The organism is Halobacteriovorax sp. HFRX-2_2 (genome assembly GCF_043196705.1).
Lineage (GTDB): Bacteria > Bdellovibrionota > Bacteriovoracia > Bacteriovoracales > Bacteriovoracaceae > Halobacteriovorax_A.
The window spans coordinates 342,191-360,236 of the sequence record NZ_JBEBMT010000003.1 but is presented as its reverse complement, the minus strand read 5'-3'; the positions used below and the strand labels follow the sequence as shown (position 1 = coordinate 360,236).

Here is an 18,046-nt window from a genome sequence, read left to right as displayed (position 1 = left end):
GAGATTTTGACCAGAGTTATGCTATTTGCATGAGAAAAGTATTATCAAAGATCGATCATTCTCTTAGTAGTGTATATGGAACAGTCATACTGCTTGTTGTTTTTGTCATATATTTAGTCATAGGCTCAACTATTGATTACTTCTATGGCCCAAAGATTGCGGACACTCTTGTTTTTAATGGACCTTTCTTTGCTTTTCTTCTTTCGGTAATTACTCTCTCATTGATTCTAGGTCTATTAAAAAGGCGGCCTTTTCGTAAGAAGCTCTTGGGGGTCTATCTCTTTCATGTGGGTTTAATTATTTTACTAGTCGCTACAATTTTCTCTTCTTTTGTCTCTAAGAGTGGCCATATTAATTTAACAAGTGGATTAGAGACAAATACTATGGAACTGAATAAGAACCAGGCCCAAATTAGAAATCGACAAACTGGAGAGACCTTCTATGTTGATTTAAATTTTTCAATTAGACCTCAGGGATTAAATTTGGACTTTGGCCCAGTCTACCTCATTTCATACTTGCCGTTTAGCCGAAAGTATCATGCTAATTATGATAGTCGTGGTGAAAATAGTGTTAAGATTTTGAGACAATCTCGTTATCTTTCTAACACGAAAGCACAAACACTCTACCTTTCAACAAATCAGGAAGATTATAAAAGTAGGATAGTCGATGGTAATTTAGAGATTTTGCTCTTTAATCAATTAATGTTGAAGTGTCTTAATAATTTATCGACTGTTAATCCTGATTGTTCTGTTTTTCTTCGACGAAAATCAGTTGCTGAACTTAAGGCGGAATTTTGTGTGAGTAACAAATACTTAGTTAAGGAAGATGGTTTCTACTCTCTTGGCAATGGCTGTCGATTAGACCGGGTGAAATTAGAGCTAGTAGGAGATTCTTTTAAGTATCGCTTATTAGACTTTAGAAAAGACACTGCGCTTAAGCTAGAGTATCGCTATAGTAGTAATTATCAAAATAATAATTCAGATATTTTAAAATATTATGAGAAGGGAAATACGCAGAAAATTTATCAAATGAGGCTTGGAGAAAAGAGAGAGATTATTGATTATGATGGCCGCTTCTATGATCTAAAGTTTCAAAAAAAGCCCTTTAAACTTCCATTTGATATTCGTCTAAAAGGTATTGAAGATAAAAGTGTAGCGACTATTCTTATTAATGGGCACAAAGAAAGAGTAAAGTTAAATGATAAGCTTTATCGTGAGTCATGGTTGATTCATTTCGATTCTGTTTCAGGTCCAAGTAACCAAAACTCTCTCAATTTAAGTCTTTATTACGACCCTTTGCGTATCGTGAAGGTTATCGGATTTGCTATTTTTTGTTTTTCTCTTATTCTTATTGGTCTTAGTATTCTTTCTCGCAAATTTCGCTAAATTACCGAAATCTCCAACAAAATTCTCCAGATAATGTAAAGTTAAGACTTTTTTTATAATTTAACGTTTAACTTTACCTTTCTTAAACTGACCAGGTTGGGCGCATTAGCTATAAGTTTCATCAAGAAAAAAACATTATTTTTTAACAATTGAAAAACAGAGGGGAAACCTATGAAACATTTAGTTCTTATTTTATGTGCAGTATTTTCACTATCATCTTTTGCAAAGCTTCAATCTGCTAGTATCGAAATCGATCGTTATGACACAGAGGAACAAGCAAAGAAAGCATGTCTTGATGCAGAAGTTGAATATGATGAAATCAAGGATATCAAAGTTGAGGGAATTGACTTTGAATTCGTAACAAGAAAGAAAGGAAGCAGCTACTTATGCGAAATCAGAACAACTCTTGATAGCTACGAGCAAGTTCTTTCTAAGAAGCAAATTAAGCAAAAAATCACGAATAACTACGACAAGTCGTACACAGAGTGTATGAAAATGAGAAACAGAATCATCAACACAACTATTGGTTATGTATTTGGTGATGTGGATTTCTACAAGAAAGGTATGTTCGGCGGTGGAAAATACGTTTGTGAATTCAACTTTATTGTTGTCGAATAATCAAGAAATCTTAGGGGTTTGCTGATTGTTCCAGCATATATTGGGGGCTTTGTGAGGAGGCCCCCTTTAATTATTTCACAATCATTTAAATTCGATAGATTTTGTTCTATAAAGCAAAAATGAAAAAACTAACGATCATCTTTCTTGTCCTAATTTCAAATACTTTTGCACTTAACTTAAGTGATAAGGTAACGGTCTCAGGTATCTCCTCAGGGGGATTCTTTGCACATCAATTCCACATCGCAAATAGTAGTCTTGTGGAAGGAGCGGCGATTTTTGCAGCAGGTCCTTATTATTGTGCAAAGGGCTCAGTGGCCTTGGCAACTAATACCTGTATGAAAGGAAATGGAATCTGGGGAAGCGGTTATCAGTCTTATGTATTCGCTAGTGGCCTAGCAATGATGGGACTTATCGATCCGACTGCAAATCTCAAAGACGATAGAGTTTTTATTTTTTCAGGGCAAAACGATGAAACAGTTGTTTCAAATGTGAGTGAAGAGCTTAGAGACCTGTACGCCTTCTTTGGTGTTAAGAAACTCGAGTATGAAGGAACATTAGCTGCTGGACATACATATCCTACTGAAAACAAGGGTGTAGAGTGTGAGGTATCGAAAGTACCTTATATTGGAAATTGCAATTATAATGGTGCGCTTAAGTCGTTAACATCACTCTACCCAGATAAGAAGCAAAGACGATTTACTTTCAAGGGAAAAACTGAAGAAGTCGATCAAACAAATTATTATTCAGCATTTGATGTAGGAGCATTTACGCCACTGCTACAAGACAAGGCCTACTTATATATACCTTCACGTTGTAAGGGCAATAGAAAGTGTGACCTTCATGTAGCTTTTCATGGATGTAAGCAAACAGTAGATCATATTGGTACGAGCTATATGGATGATACTGGCATTAAAGAGGCCGCAGATAAGCTTGATATTGTTGTTCTATTTCCACAAGCGAAGAAGTCTGTGATTCCTGGCCGTAATCCACATGGGTGCTGGGACTGGTGGGGACACTCAGGCGCTAATTATCACCTTAAGGATGGCCAGCAAATGCGAATCATTAAGGCCATGGTCTTAGATATTTTACAAAAATCTTAGTGCTTCATTGAAACAAGAGATTTTTATGGTAAATAAAGAGTATTGTGAGAAATTATGCAAAGTTAATATTCATTTTAATATACAGCTCCTCTATATTTGCAGGTGAGGTTGTTGTTGATTTCTTCGAATATTCAACTTACTCAAATGACCATATTATTGATCATATATCTGAAGTGAGAGGGCAACTCGCAGCAACCACGAGAGGAAGTTTCTTCAATAAGAAGTGCTTTAAAGAATATTACTCTAACTACCCAGACAAACCGACAACAGTTTCCTACCTTTTAAAAGAAAATATTGTCTTTCCAATAATTGGTAAGAAGCGAATCAGTCTTGGTGACCTTAGAAAGACCTATAACGACGCAAAGAGTGAACTCTTGCTTAGACTTGGGAAGGAGTGTAAGACTAGTGATTACCTTCTTGTTCTTATAAAAGGTAAGACCAAAAAAGGTCACTCATTTAAATCAGACTTCTATATCGAATTTGATAAAGATAAGCTTACTCTTATTTCTGGTATTGAAAAATACGAACTTAGTGATTCTTCACCAAACGAATCAAGGCTAACACCTACGACTCTACTGAAAGGGGATTGGGATAGTGTTTGGCGTGAACTTGAATTCAAAGAAAGTGGCTACGAAACAAATTTCTAACTTGGCCCATACCTTGCAATTTATTACCCTGAATAAGTAATTTGTTAAAGAATTTAGCACTTTATAGGCAATAGAGCGTTCATTTTTTGAACAGCTGGCCTTTAAGTATACGATTCTGAAAGGGTAATACTATGAAAAAGACTATATCTATTATCGCACTTCTTATGCTCCATTGGACAAGTATGGCAGCGATCTCTATCGCAGACCAGGCCATGGATAGTGTTGAGTACCAGGAGATTCGTTTACATGAATATGGTGATCGCGCAGACTTAAGCCTACGTGCGCAGGGAGAGTCTAAAGTTGAAGGAAAACTCTTTGCTGAGACAAAGGCGAAATTTTCAGCAACAAAGAAGGCCAAGGCCAACGCGACTTATAGTATTAAGAGAATTTGTGACAATAATGAGAGAATCGATTTCAGCAATACTGATTGTTATATCGCAGGTGACATGGCCTATTGTTCAGTGGATGCAGATGTAGAATGTATTGGAGTGAATAAGAAGGAACTCATCATTCAAAAAGTTAAGGCCGGTCTAATTGATCCATCTCCGGCATGTGTTGATTATCTTAAGGAAGATTATAATATCGATGATAAAGTCGTCGAATACTGTAATAAGATTACAACTGAAACTCAATTTTCTTGTGTGACTTATGCTACGAGCTATTCTTCTTTTAAAGTTGCAAGCATCGCTGCTTGCTCCGCCTATACATCTAATTCTGAAGAAGAGTCTCAGATTGGATTATCTGTTTTAAGAAATTATGTTGGAAAAGGTGAGCTTGATATGAAGTATCCTGCACCTAATCTTTCAATGGTTCTCTTAACGGCCGCAATTAACACTAAAGAAGAGAAAAATTGTGTTGAGAATTATTTAAAAACTGGAACAATTAAATTAGATGAACTTGAAAAAGCATGTATTCAGGACGAGCCTATTGAATTAGATGCTAGAGAATATGAAGTATTCGGCTTCGTTATCTCTCCACGCACAGTTGAATATGGACTTAAAAAACCTGTTAGCGATTCGGCACGTGGAATTTTAGATCGTCTTGGCGATATTCTAGGTCTTTAGAAGAAGGTTATATGAGCACGATACCAAGCTTAAAAACATTACCAATTATCGGCAGTATTGGAGAGTTAAACTTCAAAGATTGTCTTTTTAAACAACTTAATGAAAAAAGTAATGAACTTGGTGATTCATATCGTTTTAAAATTTTTAACAAAGATATTGTGGTTATTGGAAATTATGATCTCTATAAAGATGTTATTGTTAAGAAGAGAAATACATTCTTAAAAGGAAGCACCCTTAACGAGATTAAACATATTAATAAAGGCAGGGCCTCAATACTTGATGCTGATGGTAAACAATGGCAAGACTTAAGAGGGGAGTTAGTCCACTTTTTTACTCCCAAAGTACTTGAGAACCTCTATTCAATTACAAATCGTAGGCTTGAAAAAGATCTTCCTCTATTTGGAGAAAACTCTCTTGTTGATGATGTTGAAGTCTTAATGGGAAAGATCGCACTGGCTATCACAAGTGAATTCTTTATCGAACACGATTTTAAAATTCAAAAAGAAGAAGTCACTAATTCTAAAGCTGACTGTGATAGCTTTTATTACTTTCAAAAATTTCTGATTGCCGAACTAACAAAACGTATGAATTATGGGCCAATGTGGAAGTACCTACCAACATTGAGTAATCTTCGTTTTTCTAAATTTATCAAAGAAGGTAAACAATTTGTTCGTCAAAAAGTTGAAAAAGGGACATCTAGCTATACCCTAATTACTCACTTAAAGAATCAAGGCCTTGATACAGAAGCAATTATTGGACAAATTTATGGACTGGTTGGAGCATCATTTGAGTCAACAGCAGTTTCTCTTACGTGGGCCCTTTACTTTCTTGCACAAAACGAAGAACTTCAAAATGAATTATATAAAGAATTGAGTACGTTAGATCTGAGCAATTCAGACTCTATCATTAAAAATCAGCTACTAGAAAACTATGTGGCAGAGACATTGCGTTTAAGGCCGGCCTTCCCTATCTTATTTAGAGAGGCCGCAGAAGATGAAGAGTTAATCGATGGAGATATAAGCTTTAAGGTAAAAAAAGGAACAATTGTCTTTTCTCTACTAGGTAAAATCCTTAATAATCAAGAGATTTGGGGAGAGGATCATAATCAATTTAACCCACACCGATTTAATAATTTATCTAGTGAACAAAGAAAGGCCTATATACCGTATTCGACTGGAACACGTACTTGTCTTGGACGCGAGATGGCCAGTATTGAAGTAAAGCTCATTCTTGCTCATATTTTAAGAAGTTATCGTATAAAAGCGGCCTGTGATCTAAGCAAAGTGAAGCCTAAGCAGAAATTTGTATTTAGTAGTGACCGCGAAATTTCTTTAGAATTTATCCGTCGATAAATTTATTTTATGTTAAGATTAAGGAGTGAAATACTTCCTAATTACCTTACTATTTCTCAATTCATTTGCGGCCCAGAATCTGAGTCGAAAAAAAATTGATATCAATAAAGATGGCAAAGTCGATCGTATTGAAACTCGTCGTGGAAAAGAACTTATTGAAATCCAAGAAGACCGAAATGGTGACGGTAAATTTGAATTTATCACTAAGTTCAAACTAAAAGGTATCTACAAGCAAACTCTTCAAGATATCAATGGTGATGGAAAAATCGATCGAAAGGTTAGTTATCGAAAGTTAAATGATTCACAATTTCAGGCAACAATCGAAGTTGATAAGGACTTCGATGGAGTCTTTGAAATCAAATATAAAGACACACAAAGCTTTATTCAAAAACAAGAATGTCACTTACCTCAAGCAAAGTCTGTTATAGGCGAACTATCTTCTCTTGTTAATAAAGTGAGCGCAAGCTTTGATGATGGTTTCCTCCCTACAGATTTTGGGTATCGAATTGAAAATGCTTGTCTTTCAAAATGGGGCCAGGATTTTCCAAATTTTTTAAAGAGCTCAATTGATGACGGCATTGCTTGTTTAAAGAAATTAGGCAAGAACCTAAAGAAGCCTGTCGGTTCAACTCGTATTGCTTATGAACTTGAAGAGCTACTAAAGAATAATGAAGTCACGATTATGTGCACCGACAAGTCAGATGATCCTGCTTACTGGGAAGGCACCCTTGCCTATGCTTCAGTTTCAGAAGAAACGCAAGCGACCTTCGGTGGCAAAGTAAAGCATCCTTATATGGCCATTAACCCAAGTCAGCCATCTTCTTTAGAATTCACTCCAGAAGGAGACGCAGAAAGAAAGGAGCTTAGAAAAACACTCTTTCATGAACAGCTCCATAACCTAGGTTACTCTCATGGAGAAGGATTCGAGTTTTCGTATGCTTGTGAAGACTGTTGCTTGTCTTATAAGGGAGACGAGGAGAATGCACGAGTGGATGCCGCTTGTCGTGTTTGTCAGGGTGATTATGTTAATGAAAACGATATTCGCTATGTAAGAGACTTTTTGGATTATTCAAAACAGGCCTATTTAACAAGAAATGGAATAAGAGCAACAATCAATTATATTAAAGAAAATCCAGGAAGCTTAGAGGCCCAGGTCCTATTAGCAAGTTCGCAAGGTGAGTACTTTAATCCTATAGGTCTACACTTATCGACTCTCATTATTTCTGATTGGGATAAGAAAATGTATGGCAATGAAATGGCAAATGATCTCATTGATAAAATTGAAGCGGATAGCTCTGCTGATTACGTGGCCTACCCTTCTGGCCGTGTTGTTGCATCGATTTTTCATGAAGCGTATATCAAACAAGATCCTCAACAAACGCTTAATCTCTTAAAAGATAATATTGATTCGATCAAAAAAAATCTAAGTAAAAGAATGAATGACACTGATTTGTACAATGATTATTATGCATCTAATGTAAAAGATTCTTTAAGTATCATTATCGATGATCTATACTTAAATGATCACCTAGGACTTGGGACTAAGCATACTCTTGAGCTCCAAAAAATTCGTGACTCTCTAAAAAATGAAGAAGATTATTACTAATGTCACAAAATAAAATACTAATCTCGTTGTCAGCTGTTTTCATTATTATCATTGCTGTGGCCATTGGCTTCGGTAAATATAAAGAATACGTAGACACTCAGCTACTTGATCTCAATATTTTTAAAGATTCTGATGAAAATCAAATTGCAGATTATGCACAAAGGCCATTGGAAGAGCTATTAAAGGAAGCTTCTACTATGGATATCAGTGCAGAATCTAAATTACTTTTAAAGTCTTCACTTAAAAAAGTAATCGCTTCAATTGAGGACTTATACACAATTGATAATGAGCAAACAAATACTGACTCTGTTAAGGCCTTGCGATGCTTTTACCGTGAGCTTATGTATATGCAAAAAGAATATCAATTAGATATGTACTCACTTATGCCCTTAAAGAAGCAATGGGATGAGATTCAATACCCAAATGGAGCGTCAAAGACATTTCTTCAAAAGAAGATTGGAAGGATCGGCGTTAAGGCAAAAATTAATAATCAATTCTGCTTTAATCATGGATTTGCTTCTAAGCTCAGAGCTGAACCAGAGTCTAAGAATTTTAAAGGCCTATTTAATGGGTTAAATATTCTTAAAAGAGTTCTTTAATCGTTGTCTAAATTCTTTCGTGCCCGATGAGTTTCTTATGATTAAGTATCTCACTCTCCTTATATTTATGATTTCTTTTATCTTGGTTTCGGCCTTCTCATGCTCGAGTAATGAGAAAGAAAAGGCGAAGGAAACGGCCAATGAAATAAAAAGAAACCCCAGCTCCGAAGAGCTCTCTGATTATGAAAGACTTGATCAAAACTGGCGTGATAGGGGAATTGAGGCCCGCGATAATCTTGGGATGATTGAGAATCGCTTTGGGCAACAGGATATGTGTATCAAGGACTTTGAAAGGGCATTTTACTACTTTGCAATTCCAGAGCATGCTTATGTGTTAAAAGCAAAGCAGGCCACAGGAATGGTCTATACCTTCAATATTTTACATGGAAGCGAGCTTCGCGATGATCCAACATTTCTAAAGATGACGATGGTAAATTTCTACTACGATACCAAGGGTGCTTTAATAAAAGTCGATGTGCCCATCTTGGCCCGTGGTTGGAGAATGCAAATGTCTTCTAAAACTCCCAATGGCTTTATGATTGATAATTCGAAATGTTATTACTTTATCAATATAAATGATCCTTTTGAGTCTGGTGTTCTTTCGGTTAAAAAAGAAGGTAAGGATATATAGTGTTTCCCCAGGCTTTTAATAATATACGCAGTTATAAATTAAGAATTCTTAAATACTGACAATGTCCTCAATGGGCTAGGCTTTTTGAATGAAAGCTCAACTTTTAATATTTCTTGTTAGTTTTAGTACCTTTGCTCTGGAAGTCGATAGCTTCACTCATCGCCAGCAGGCCTACGAGAAGGCCGATGCCTTAGACAAAGTTAACGCCTATGTTAATGATAGAATCAGGGACGCTGTGGCCGAGGCCAATCATGCAGATAGGATTTTTAATCAAACATGTAGCTCCTATACCATGCGACGAAAGGTTAAGAAAAAACTAGTGGCAAGCTTTAAGGGATTCTTTGTTAGTGCTCCCATTCAACGCTATATCGACAAGGGAAGAATTGGAAAAGAGTACTTGGTAAAAACCAAAAAAAGTGAATCGATCTTTCGCTATATTCCTCTTATCTATAAGCCAATTTTAAACCTAACGCCTTACTCTCCGTTACTTAAGGTCAATGATGCTCTTATTGGAAGTGATAAATTTAGTCATCTGTTTAATGTTGGTTATCTCTACTTTCGAAAACTCGAGCACGGCCTATCTATTAAAGAGATTATTCACTATGGAAAGAATGCAGAAAATATCATGTGGGGCGGCTTCTTTAATGGAATTATTTCTAATGGTGATCTAGTCGCAAATTTCCAAGGTATGCGCTTTTATCAAGTTCTCTTTGGCAAGGGAGTCGATCCTTTGACTCAAGAGAATCTAGAAGGTACGTCCGTTATTAAGTGTATCGATGGAAAATTTGAGGCAACTCGTGAAATTGATATGGCCGACTTTGTTGATGATGGTATGGATGAAGGAGTAAATTGCAATACTTATACTTCAAAATTTATGCGCAAGAATATCAAGAAGGCCATGGATCAAATTCCGATGTCGTGTCCTGTTGTAAGTGATCAATGTCTTGCTGTAGGCGAAAAGTATGCGGCCTTTAGTAAGTATCTTGTTTACGATGAGTGTCGCTAAATATTGGCAGATTTTTTTTAGATAACGAGTTTCTAGAATTAAGAGAAGCTTTGGCCATCTCATCTAACTATCCTAATTTTAGAATGAAGTAGCTACTTAGCAAAATTAAACAAAACACAATTTTGAATAAAGTCTTTCTCATTTAATAATTGTTTATGTAGGGAGAGTTTATGAATAAAGCACAAAGACCGACCAATGTTCTTATGTCGGGTATTGGTGGAGTATTTGGTTTTGTCTGTGCAAAGTATCTTGGCCTCACACCAATGATCCCGTTCTTGCTAATGATTCTTTCATTTGTCTTGATTGTCTTCATACATAATAGGCTTGAGCCAAATGAAGCCGAAAGATCTGATAAAAATCAAATCACAAAGTGGCGCTTAGTATGTGCTTCAATGTTAACTGGCCATTCACTTTGGGCGGCCATCGCATTTATCATTTTATTCTTTCAAGGGATGAAGCCTAATTTTGAGTTCTTTGTCTCTGTCGTCATGATAGCAGTTTATATGAGTTTATGTGTATGTCTTGTTAAGTTTAGAAGGCCACGCATAACAACCGCCATGACAATATTAGCAGCATTGGTTTTTATGGCGTTAAACCTGACAAGTCTCAATGAGCTCCGTTATCAAGCATTCGCACCGTTAATTTATCTACACAGCTTTGTGCGAGTCGTTTTAATCATCTCAGGAATCAGGCTTATGTGGTTATTAGATGTTGATGAGCGCATGAATCAGCACCAGAAAAGTTCAGATGATAAATTTAATGTCGCTTAAAAATATTTACCGTGACAAATTTTGATCTCGAAAACATGACATGTTTTTATATTTAAAGTAACATGTTTTATATATGGGCATAATTGGAGTTATGCTTAGATATAAAAAAATAAAATTCAACGTGGGGAAAAATTGAAATATGACCCATGTGAATGATAAAATTAAAATAAGCAAGGAGCGCTTATGAAACAGCTTAGATCCCTGTCAGGAAGGATATCTCAAGCATCGACACCTTTAATCGATAATACAAAACCGACATACGATGAATACGATATGATTGTTCTCTCAAGTGGGGCCAATCAAAGTGAGTACGCGCACAAGCATACAAATGACGACGTTATTCACAAGACACTGATGATTAAGTCCAAGTATATTACTTGGGCCTATGATCTTGTGGCCTCAAAAGTTACGAGAAAAAAGCCTGGGCTTGGAACAATCTTAAAAGCATTAGTTGAGCAATATGATAAGGAGCTATCTCGTAAGAAGAGGCTACTGACAAAACTTAGAAACCTCTTTGATCTTATTATTGATGATACAGAGCTCTTGATCTCTAATAAGAAACATGGCCGTATCTCACAGGCCCAGTACTACCAAGATCGTGTGCTTAAAGGGCGCCATATCTTTAAGAGACTTCACTTTGAATTTATGTTTGATGAGGATGATCTTTTAGAGGCCTTTACAAAGAAAGAATTGGCCCAAATTAACACTTGGGTTATCTCGCCTAAGGAAAATCTTCTTGAAGCACTCGAGTCATGGTCTAAGAGCTATAAGCATACTGTGGATAAAGGATCATTTCAGTAATGGTTGGGGTAAGCTATTCAAGATCAAGGGCCATAAGGCCAGCTAGGTCTAATGCAAAAATTAATGATATCTTTGAAGACTTTCTAACCAAGTCTAATTCGGCCCACACTAGAGATGCCTACAGACGTGATCTTAAGAAGTTTCTAACGTTTCTAAAAGGATTTGAGAGCTTCTCAAGCCTATCTGATGTTTCCCAGAGGCATATCTCGGCCTACCGAGACCATCTTCTAAAAAACGAAGAGTTAAAAGATGCCACCGTGGCAAGACATCTGTCGTCTATAAAGCGCTTCTTTGACTTCTTAGTTGAAAAAGAGCTTTGTTACAAAAACCCTGCAACTGGAGTCTTTCGCCCAAAGGTCGTCATGGAAGTTAAAACCAATGATCTTAGTGCATCTGAAGTTATGGACCTCTTTGAAAGTGTGAATCAAAACAACCGCGATGGTAGCTATAATCTAAGTGGTGTTCTTCACTATACGATTTTAAGAGTGATGTTCTATACCTTACTTAGGAAGTCGGAATTAATTGCACTTAAAGTAGGGGACTTTGCTAGTGATAATATTGGCAATTATCTTCATGTACGAAGTAAGGGTGGCAAGAAGCAGAAGGTTTATATCTCAGATGAAACCTTCGGTGATATCAAGCACTATATGGAAGTTTTTAGTGCTCGCCGTGATTTCCATGAAAATGAGCCTTTGTTTACCTCTGGCCGTAAGTCTCAGGAACTTAAAGCTCTTAATCGAAATACCATTGATCAAATCTTTCAAAAATATGCCAAGCTTGCAGGAATCAAGCATAAGATCTCACCCCACTCATCACGTGCGACAGGCATTGGTAATCTCTACGAGAATGGAGCAAGCCTTGAGGATCAGGCAACGTATGCAAGGCACTCTGACCCGCGTATGACTTTTTTGTATAATAAACGTCGAAAAGAAAAGATTAATGAAATTGCAAATATTGTGAATTATCTCGATGATAAACAAGAAGACGAAGAAGCCTCGAACTAAAGTCGAGGCCTTCTAATTTATTAATTATTTTTCGTAACCACGAGCTTCAATTTCTGCTCTTACGATCTTTTTAAAATCATATGCATCAATTACTCCGCCGTAAACAACTGTGAAGTATCTTGGATTTGATTGTAACTCTCTAAATGTTTCAGGATCTCTTTTCCCGTTTAGAGCTGCTTGAAGAAATGTCTTATATCCTCTTGACTCTAAGTAAGCGATACCTTCTTCAGTTAAAACTGTATTTCTCTTATACCCTTCACAAAGTGATCTGCTGTCATTTAGGTCCTTTAATACATCAAGGAATTCTTCATTCGAAATTTTAAAACGTTTTGCAACCGAGCGTTTAAATTTTTTAAAATCTTTCTTATGGTCTTCACTATTTTCGTTCATTGTTGACACAAATCTCTTATAGAATTTATACGTCCCTTTGTAATGAATCGACTTATAAAGAACAATTGGTGATACCAATACTGCAGCAAGTGGCGATACAATAATTGAGTACGCATCTCCACTTGCCCATAGAAATTCAAACATATCTTTATATTCACTCCCCATAACAGCTAAGACGTTTTTAGAAGCTTTCTCATTGTGTTGAATTGTGATGTTTTCATAAATTCCTACACAATTAGCTGAAACAGATGCTGATAGTGTTGATACTAGTGCAAGTGCTAATAATAATTTTCTCATGTTTTTCTCCTCGTTTTTATAATCATGTTTTGTTTTGTTTGTTTTTGTGTGAGGACAAAGTAATCGATAGTTGGATTTTACTCATTTACATGAGGTGACGTTTTCAAAAAGTGTGTAAGCTTTACAATTTTTTAAGAATTTTTAAGTACTTAGATGTTTATAAGATCCCGATAAATCCTTCATGTCATACCTAGATCTATGTAGTGAATACAAGAAGTCACGTGAGCTGTTCTTCAAAACTCACGATGATGCCTCTCATTTTGCAACAATCCTATTTAAAGGTTTTAAAAATCATTTAGGAATTGCTGAGAATGAATATGACTTAATCAAGCTTGTCCCAACGATTCAGTTTAGTGAAGAAGATGAAGGAGAATATTTTTCACCTATTGATGAGGACGTCTCCTATACGCCTCACGGGGCAGTAAAGCTTGCTGAAAATGGTTATTGGATTTTTTCAATCTTACTTAGGCTTCACATGGATGGTAATAAAAGCCTACAGCCAGCAGAGAATATTAAATTCGACTTCAGCTATAAGAAAGTACAGGAGACAATTTACTTTAAGTATGTGCAGGATAAGCCTGATATGCAGATCAAGTCCCAAGAGTTAGAAAACTTCTTAGCGGAGAGTGTGTATCCAGAAATGGAGAAAACTGTGGTGGACTTCTATCGTAGCCAAGTAAAGTTTTTCCAACATGACAGAAGTTTAGAACGAAAGATTGGGCTTATCCCATGAGAGAAACTTAGAAAATTGGCAGCTTTTTCCGCTTTAGTAGCAATCAAAAATAACTCTCCTGTAATACAAGATTTAAGGCCAACAAAATATTCCAGTTACTTAGCTTGGTAACTTTAAAAGAAGCTAAAGCAGTCTTATTATCATTATGAATTGATACTCTAGAGCTCTAAACGAGGTTAAGATTAAGTTATTGTTTTCTTAAGGGGGAGTTCTTGAAATATACAAGATTATTTGTATTTGTTGCGATTATTATCTTAGGACTTAGCTCATGCTCAAATCCGTCTCGTAGGCCACTTGAAGTTTTAGATCACGAAAGACTTATTAATGTAACTGCTTATCGATCTTTTTCTATTGATTATTTTAGAATGTTGGCCAATGTGAAATATCAGTATTCGCAAATCCCTGTATCAAAATACCCTGAGCTTAAGAATAACCCGACCTATTTATATTATAGTACTTTGGATGCCGATAAATTATATGCAAAGTATAAACAAAACCTCAAGTCAAAAACGAAAAGGGATGAGACTTATAGTTTCGCTTATAAGCTAAGTGATTACCCTGCTTGGAAGAATTATGATCATAAACGAAACTTCTATAATAACGTGAATACGAATGAGATTGCAAACAGCTTCAAGAAAGTTGACCAAAAAGCAAACAAGAAGAAAATTGCATATGCCAAAAAAATCCTAGATCTAGAGCTTTCTTTTAGTGTTGCCGATGAAGTTTTAAAAAGAATGACTGATAAGATTCCTGAATACGAAACAAAAACATTTCTAAAGATTAACTTCTCTAGCATGATGAAGGTTTCGAAAGAAATATCGTTACCATATTACTTTCTTGTCATCAAAAATATTAAAGATGAAGACATAGAGAAAATTATCAAAATCTATGAAGGTCCAGAGTTTAAACTCTATAAGAAGGTCTTAATTGATACGATTATAACTGACCTGGAAGAATATAAGAAAAAGGGACAAAAAAATGAAGTCTAAGCTGCTACTTTTTATCATATTATTCTCATCACTATCTTGTGCAACAAAGAAACTGAGTGCTGAAAATGAGGCCCGCTATAAACGCGATAAGAGTCGCTATGCAAAGGTTTTGGTCATCCCACGCTATTATAATGGCTACGCTGTTGGGAAACGTAGTACGAAGCCTCTTGGTGTTTCGCTGGGACTTAATCCGGTCGAGCTTAAGGACTTTGAAATCTGTAGCTTAAAAAATTGTAAGAATAGAAAGGAAAGTCGCAGACTTAAGATCACAATAGAGGTCTATCAAGAGAGCGGCCCTGCTTCATTCCTATCTGCTTTGACTTTAACAGTTATTCCGGCCAAGGAAACCACATGGCTTAGGGCCACTACAATCGTTGAAGATGCTAAAGGAAATGAAATTGATCGCTTTAGTGTTGCCGACGGTCTCGAAACTTACTTTCAGCTGATCTTCGCTTTCGCTATGCCGTTTCAAATCAACCCGTCTGGTGAGGTTGTGAACAATCTAGTAGAGCGCAGTCTACAGGTTGCGTATGATAAGAAGCTTATTTAGTTAAAGGGGGCGCCCCTAAAGTAAAAACTTACCGATTAAGACCTGTCCGAAGATCTGGTTATTAGTTCTAAGTTGTTGTACTTGAAGGCTCAGGGTTTCGGAGTTGCTGATATACTTTTCTTGATTCTGTTTTTGAGTTTTATTTGTCAGTTGAAACTCCTGTTTTAGCTGAATGACTCTATTATTAATAAGACGACATTCATCACTAGTAAGTGAAATATCTTCGACATAATCGAAGCTAAAGTTTTCTACACTTATTTCACATGCGTAAAGAGCTTGCTGAGTAAGAAGGGATATAAAAATAGGTAATAGTAATTGTCTCATAAATCTTGTGTAATTGTGTTGTTCTAATTCTCTATAGTTAGATCGAAAATGTAAATGAAAAAGCATCTAGCTGTACGAGTAGTTATGTTAAAATATAGGAATGAAAAAAGTATTATTTGTTTGTTTAGTTCTCTTTTTCAATGACAACGCTTTTGCCACAGCATCTGGGCCAGACTTCCTTGAGGTTGAAATCAAAGGCAAGAAACAGGTCGTGAAGAATCTTGGGTGCTATAAAAAGATCTGTAAGGTTTTATATAAAGATAAAGAGTACACTTTTCCCATATCAAAGACACGAGAGGCCACAGGGCCAATGGCCCCTACATTTGACTGTCAAAAAGCGACGTATAAGGCCGAAACTCTAATTTGTGAAAAGAGCGAACTTGCTAATCTTGATCGTCATATGGCCATCGTCTACAAAGATTCACTCCGAGTCGTGAAAGGTCTAGATGTTGACTCTAAGTCCGAACTAAGGAGACTTAAGGCCATGCAAAGGGGCTGGGTCAAAGGACGTAATGATTGTTGGAAAGCAAGGGATCTTTATTCTTGTATTGAGCATAATTACAAATATAGAATCTCTTATCTTCAAACCAAGTGGGAGCTTTTAAAACCTCATGAAACCTATGGCCTTATTTGTGAGAAAAGCCGCGCTGAAATCGTCATAAATAGCTATAAGACGAGCTACTATAATTCGATTAAGGCCGAATATGGTGATAAGTCTTTTGTTCTAATTGAGAGTAAAACCAAGAATGAATATATTGGCGATGGAAAGGCCATCACTATTGATTCAAGAAGTGGTTTGATTTCAAAATCGAGCTTCGTTCAATGCAAAGATTGGACAAGGGTTAAAGTCACAAAAGAAATTAAATAACCGGCTTAAACCTAACTTCGTCGAGTACCTTGTTTAACTCTCCAGTTATGAAGTCTTGATTTAGCGTACTTTCAAAAAGGATATAATCCTTAGGCTTAAACTCAACTTTATTGTTAATCTTAACTTCTTTGGTCTCCACAGCGCCGCCTTCGTATGACATCTTCTTCACTTTAAAAGCAAAGTCGAGTGAAAGCTTATTATCAACACAAGACATTCCAAGATTCATGGCCTGAATACTTGTCCAGTCTTTGATGTCAGGTGGAGTGATTTTTGCTTGAATCATTCCGGCCTTATTTTTAAGAGGCTTAAATTTGAATTTAAGAAAATTTTCAAAGATCTCAATGAAGCTCAAAATATTCTTATTTGCAAGGATATCAAGCTGAAGATGGCCACACTCATATGGTGTTTCAATATCTCCACAGATAACATAAAGGGAAGTGGCCTTCTCAGTAATAAGGCAGTTTTCAGCTAGCTTGAAGCTAAAACTTGTCTGCTCACCGCTTGCTTCAACTGTTTCAATAACTTTAAATGCCGCTTCGTCCTTGGCCTTAAACTTCTTTATATTCACTTCACACAGGTGGATGCCTATTTTTGATAGATCGGCTTCACCATGGGCCTTAATCGTAAGCTCTCCATTAATCTGGTCGCCCTGGGGCCAGCTCTCGCCAGCAAGCTCTAAATTCAACTCTAATGGTTTTAAGAAGAAAGTCCCTCTCATAATATATGCCTTTTCTTTATTTAGGTTAAAAATACTATTCTACTTCAAATAGGAGGAGGACGCCACCTGGATTCAAGTTGTTATATCCAACTAAGTTTGTTGTAAATTTCGTTGTGAATGGTTATAGTAAGATTGAATTTATCAGGGTGGTGCTTTTATGAATATAAAAAGAATAAATAATGAAAACTTTGAATCTGTCGTATCTAGTGAAAGAGGCGTTTTTGTTATTAAGTTTTATTCTGATACCTGTGGCCCATGTAAATCAATGGCACCTGTCTTTGAGGCCCTAAATGAAAATAACCCAGAAGTGAATGTTTATGAAGTAAATACCATGGAGAGTCCTGAGATTGCGGATAACTTTGGTGTTCGTGGAGTTCCATACACGGCCATTTGTGAAAACCGAGAGGTTCTTTATGACTTCACAGGACTTACACCCCTAGGGGAAATTCAATACGTGATAAACAATATCAACGATTCACACTTTCGTTTAACAGGTGAGTTTAAAGCACCGGAGACAAAGAAGAACTACTTCTTTGAAGCAATCGTCATTAGTTTGCTAGCAATCTTTGCTTTAGCTATCTTTTTTGTGTGAAA

At 36.3% G+C, this 18,046-nt stretch carries 21 protein-coding genes; 18 read left to right on the top strand and 3 right to left on the bottom strand.

The window, feature by feature from the left end:
- Window positions 1–29 precede the first annotated feature (29 nt).
- The 13 genes from ABMA79_RS12175 (at window position 30) to ABMA79_RS12115 (ending at window position 12,583) form a co-directional block, all read left to right on the top strand.
- Window positions 30–1,385 (top strand): cytochrome c biogenesis protein ResB, encoded by a 1,356-nt coding sequence (locus tag ABMA79_RS12175; protein WP_393092914.1) that lies wholly within the window; start codon window positions 30–32, stop codon window positions 1,383–1,385.
- 171 nt (window positions 1,386–1,556) lie between these two features.
- Window positions 1,557–2,003 carry a hypothetical protein gene (locus tag ABMA79_RS12170; RefSeq protein ID WP_392860727.1) on the top strand — a complete coding sequence of 149 codons (447 nt, stop codon included), beginning with the start codon at window positions 1,557–1,559 and terminating at the stop codon, window positions 2,001–2,003.
- Between the two features lie 119 nt (window positions 2,004–2,122).
- Window positions 2,123–3,103 (top strand): PHB depolymerase family esterase, encoded by a 981-nt coding sequence (locus ABMA79_RS12165; protein ID WP_393092911.1) that lies wholly within the window; start codon window positions 2,123–2,125, stop codon window positions 3,101–3,103.
- A gap of 44 nt (window positions 3,104–3,147) precedes the next feature.
- On the top strand, window positions 3,148–3,750 hold the full coding sequence (locus tag ABMA79_RS12160) for a hypothetical protein (protein ID WP_393092908.1): 603 nt from the start codon (window positions 3,148–3,150) through the stop codon (window positions 3,748–3,750).
- Window positions 3,751–3,881: 131 nt separating this feature from the next.
- A complete protein-coding gene (locus ABMA79_RS12155; protein WP_393092906.1) occupies window positions 3,882–4,814 on the top strand; it encodes a hypothetical protein in 933 nt (310 codons plus the stop codon).
- 11 nt (window positions 4,815–4,825) lie between these two features.
- A complete protein-coding gene (locus ABMA79_RS12150; protein WP_392860722.1) occupies window positions 4,826–6,166 on the top strand; it encodes a cytochrome P450 in 1,341 nt (446 codons plus the stop codon).
- A 25-nt stretch (window positions 6,167–6,191) separates the two neighbouring features.
- Window positions 6,192–7,772, top strand: a complete 1,581-nt coding sequence (locus ABMA79_RS12145) for an FG-GAP repeat domain-containing protein (protein ID WP_393092903.1) — start codon at window positions 6,192–6,194, stop codon at window positions 7,770–7,772.
- Window positions 7,772–8,371, top strand: a complete 600-nt coding sequence (locus ABMA79_RS12140) for a hypothetical protein (RefSeq protein WP_393092900.1) — start codon at window positions 7,772–7,774, stop codon at window positions 8,369–8,371. Before ABMA79_RS12145 ends, ABMA79_RS12140 begins: the two co-directional genes overlap by 1 nt.
- 37 nt (window positions 8,372–8,408) lie before the next feature.
- The gene (locus tag ABMA79_RS12135) at window positions 8,409–9,002 is read left to right on the top strand and encodes a hypothetical protein (protein WP_393092898.1); all 594 of its coding nucleotides are present in this window, start codon (window positions 8,409–8,411) and stop codon (window positions 9,000–9,002) included.
- Window positions 9,003–9,090: 88 nt separating this feature from the next.
- Entirely contained in the window at window positions 9,091–10,008 is a 918-nt protein-coding gene (locus ABMA79_RS12130) for a hypothetical protein (RefSeq protein WP_393092895.1), read from the top strand.
- Window positions 10,009–10,178: 170 nt separating this feature from the next.
- Window positions 10,179–10,778 carry a hypothetical protein gene (locus ABMA79_RS12125; protein WP_393092892.1) on the top strand — a complete coding sequence of 200 codons (600 nt, stop codon included), beginning with the start codon at window positions 10,179–10,181 and terminating at the stop codon, window positions 10,776–10,778.
- A gap of 183 nt (window positions 10,779–10,961) precedes the next feature.
- Window positions 10,962–11,579, top strand: a complete 618-nt coding sequence (locus ABMA79_RS12120) for a hypothetical protein (protein WP_393092889.1) — start codon at window positions 10,962–10,964, stop codon at window positions 11,577–11,579.
- On the top strand, window positions 11,579–12,583 hold the full coding sequence (locus tag ABMA79_RS12115) for a tyrosine-type recombinase/integrase (RefSeq protein WP_393092887.1): 1,005 nt from the start codon (window positions 11,579–11,581) through the stop codon (window positions 12,581–12,583). The genes ABMA79_RS12120 and ABMA79_RS12115 overlap by 1 nt, the downstream gene beginning before the upstream one ends.
- 24 nt (window positions 12,584–12,607) lie before the next feature.
- On the opposite strand, the gene ABMA79_RS12110 is transcribed toward ABMA79_RS12115, so the two are convergent.
- Window positions 12,608–13,270: a hypothetical protein gene (locus ABMA79_RS12110; protein WP_393092885.1), complete on the bottom strand. Its 663-nt coding sequence runs from the start codon at window positions 13,268–13,270 to the stop codon at window positions 12,608–12,610.
- A gap of 181 nt (window positions 13,271–13,451) precedes the next feature.
- Here ABMA79_RS12110 and ABMA79_RS12105 point away from each other — a divergent pair, with 181 nt between their 5' ends.
- The 3 genes from ABMA79_RS12105 (at window position 13,452) to ABMA79_RS12095 (ending at window position 15,542) form a co-directional block, all read left to right on the top strand.
- Window positions 13,452–14,003 (top strand): hypothetical protein, encoded by a 552-nt coding sequence (locus ABMA79_RS12105; protein ID WP_393092882.1) that lies wholly within the window; start codon window positions 13,452–13,454, stop codon window positions 14,001–14,003.
- Between the two features lie 212 nt (window positions 14,004–14,215).
- Entirely contained in the window at window positions 14,216–14,992 is a 777-nt protein-coding gene (locus ABMA79_RS12100; protein WP_393092879.1) for a hypothetical protein, read from the top strand.
- Window positions 14,982–15,542 carry a hypothetical protein gene (locus ABMA79_RS12095; RefSeq protein WP_393092876.1) on the top strand — a complete coding sequence of 187 codons (561 nt, stop codon included), beginning with the start codon at window positions 14,982–14,984 and terminating at the stop codon, window positions 15,540–15,542. The genes ABMA79_RS12100 and ABMA79_RS12095 overlap by 11 nt, the downstream gene beginning before the upstream one ends.
- A 15-nt stretch (window positions 15,543–15,557) precedes the next feature.
- Here ABMA79_RS12095 and ABMA79_RS12090 read toward each other — a convergent pair whose 3' ends face one another.
- Entirely contained in the window at window positions 15,558–15,866 is a 309-nt protein-coding gene (locus ABMA79_RS12090; protein WP_393092873.1) for a hypothetical protein, read from the bottom strand.
- A gap of 100 nt (window positions 15,867–15,966) precedes the next feature.
- On the opposite strand from ABMA79_RS12090, the gene ABMA79_RS12085 reads away from it, so the two are divergent.
- Window positions 15,967–16,734: a lysozyme inhibitor LprI family protein gene (locus ABMA79_RS12085; protein ID WP_393092870.1), complete on the top strand. Its 768-nt coding sequence runs from the start codon at window positions 15,967–15,969 to the stop codon at window positions 16,732–16,734.
- Here ABMA79_RS12085 and ABMA79_RS12080 read toward each other — a convergent pair.
- Entirely contained in the window at window positions 16,727–17,452 is a 726-nt protein-coding gene (locus ABMA79_RS12080; protein ID WP_393092867.1) for a hypothetical protein, read from the bottom strand. The genes ABMA79_RS12085 and ABMA79_RS12080 overlap by 8 nt on opposite strands.
- Before the next feature lie 157 nt (window positions 17,453–17,609).
- On the opposite strand from ABMA79_RS12080, the gene ABMA79_RS12075 reads away from it, so the two are divergent.
- Window positions 17,610–18,044 (top strand): thioredoxin family protein, encoded by a 435-nt coding sequence (locus ABMA79_RS12075; protein ID WP_393092865.1) that lies wholly within the window; start codon window positions 17,610–17,612, stop codon window positions 18,042–18,044.
- Window positions 18,045–18,046: the final 2 nt, after the last annotated feature.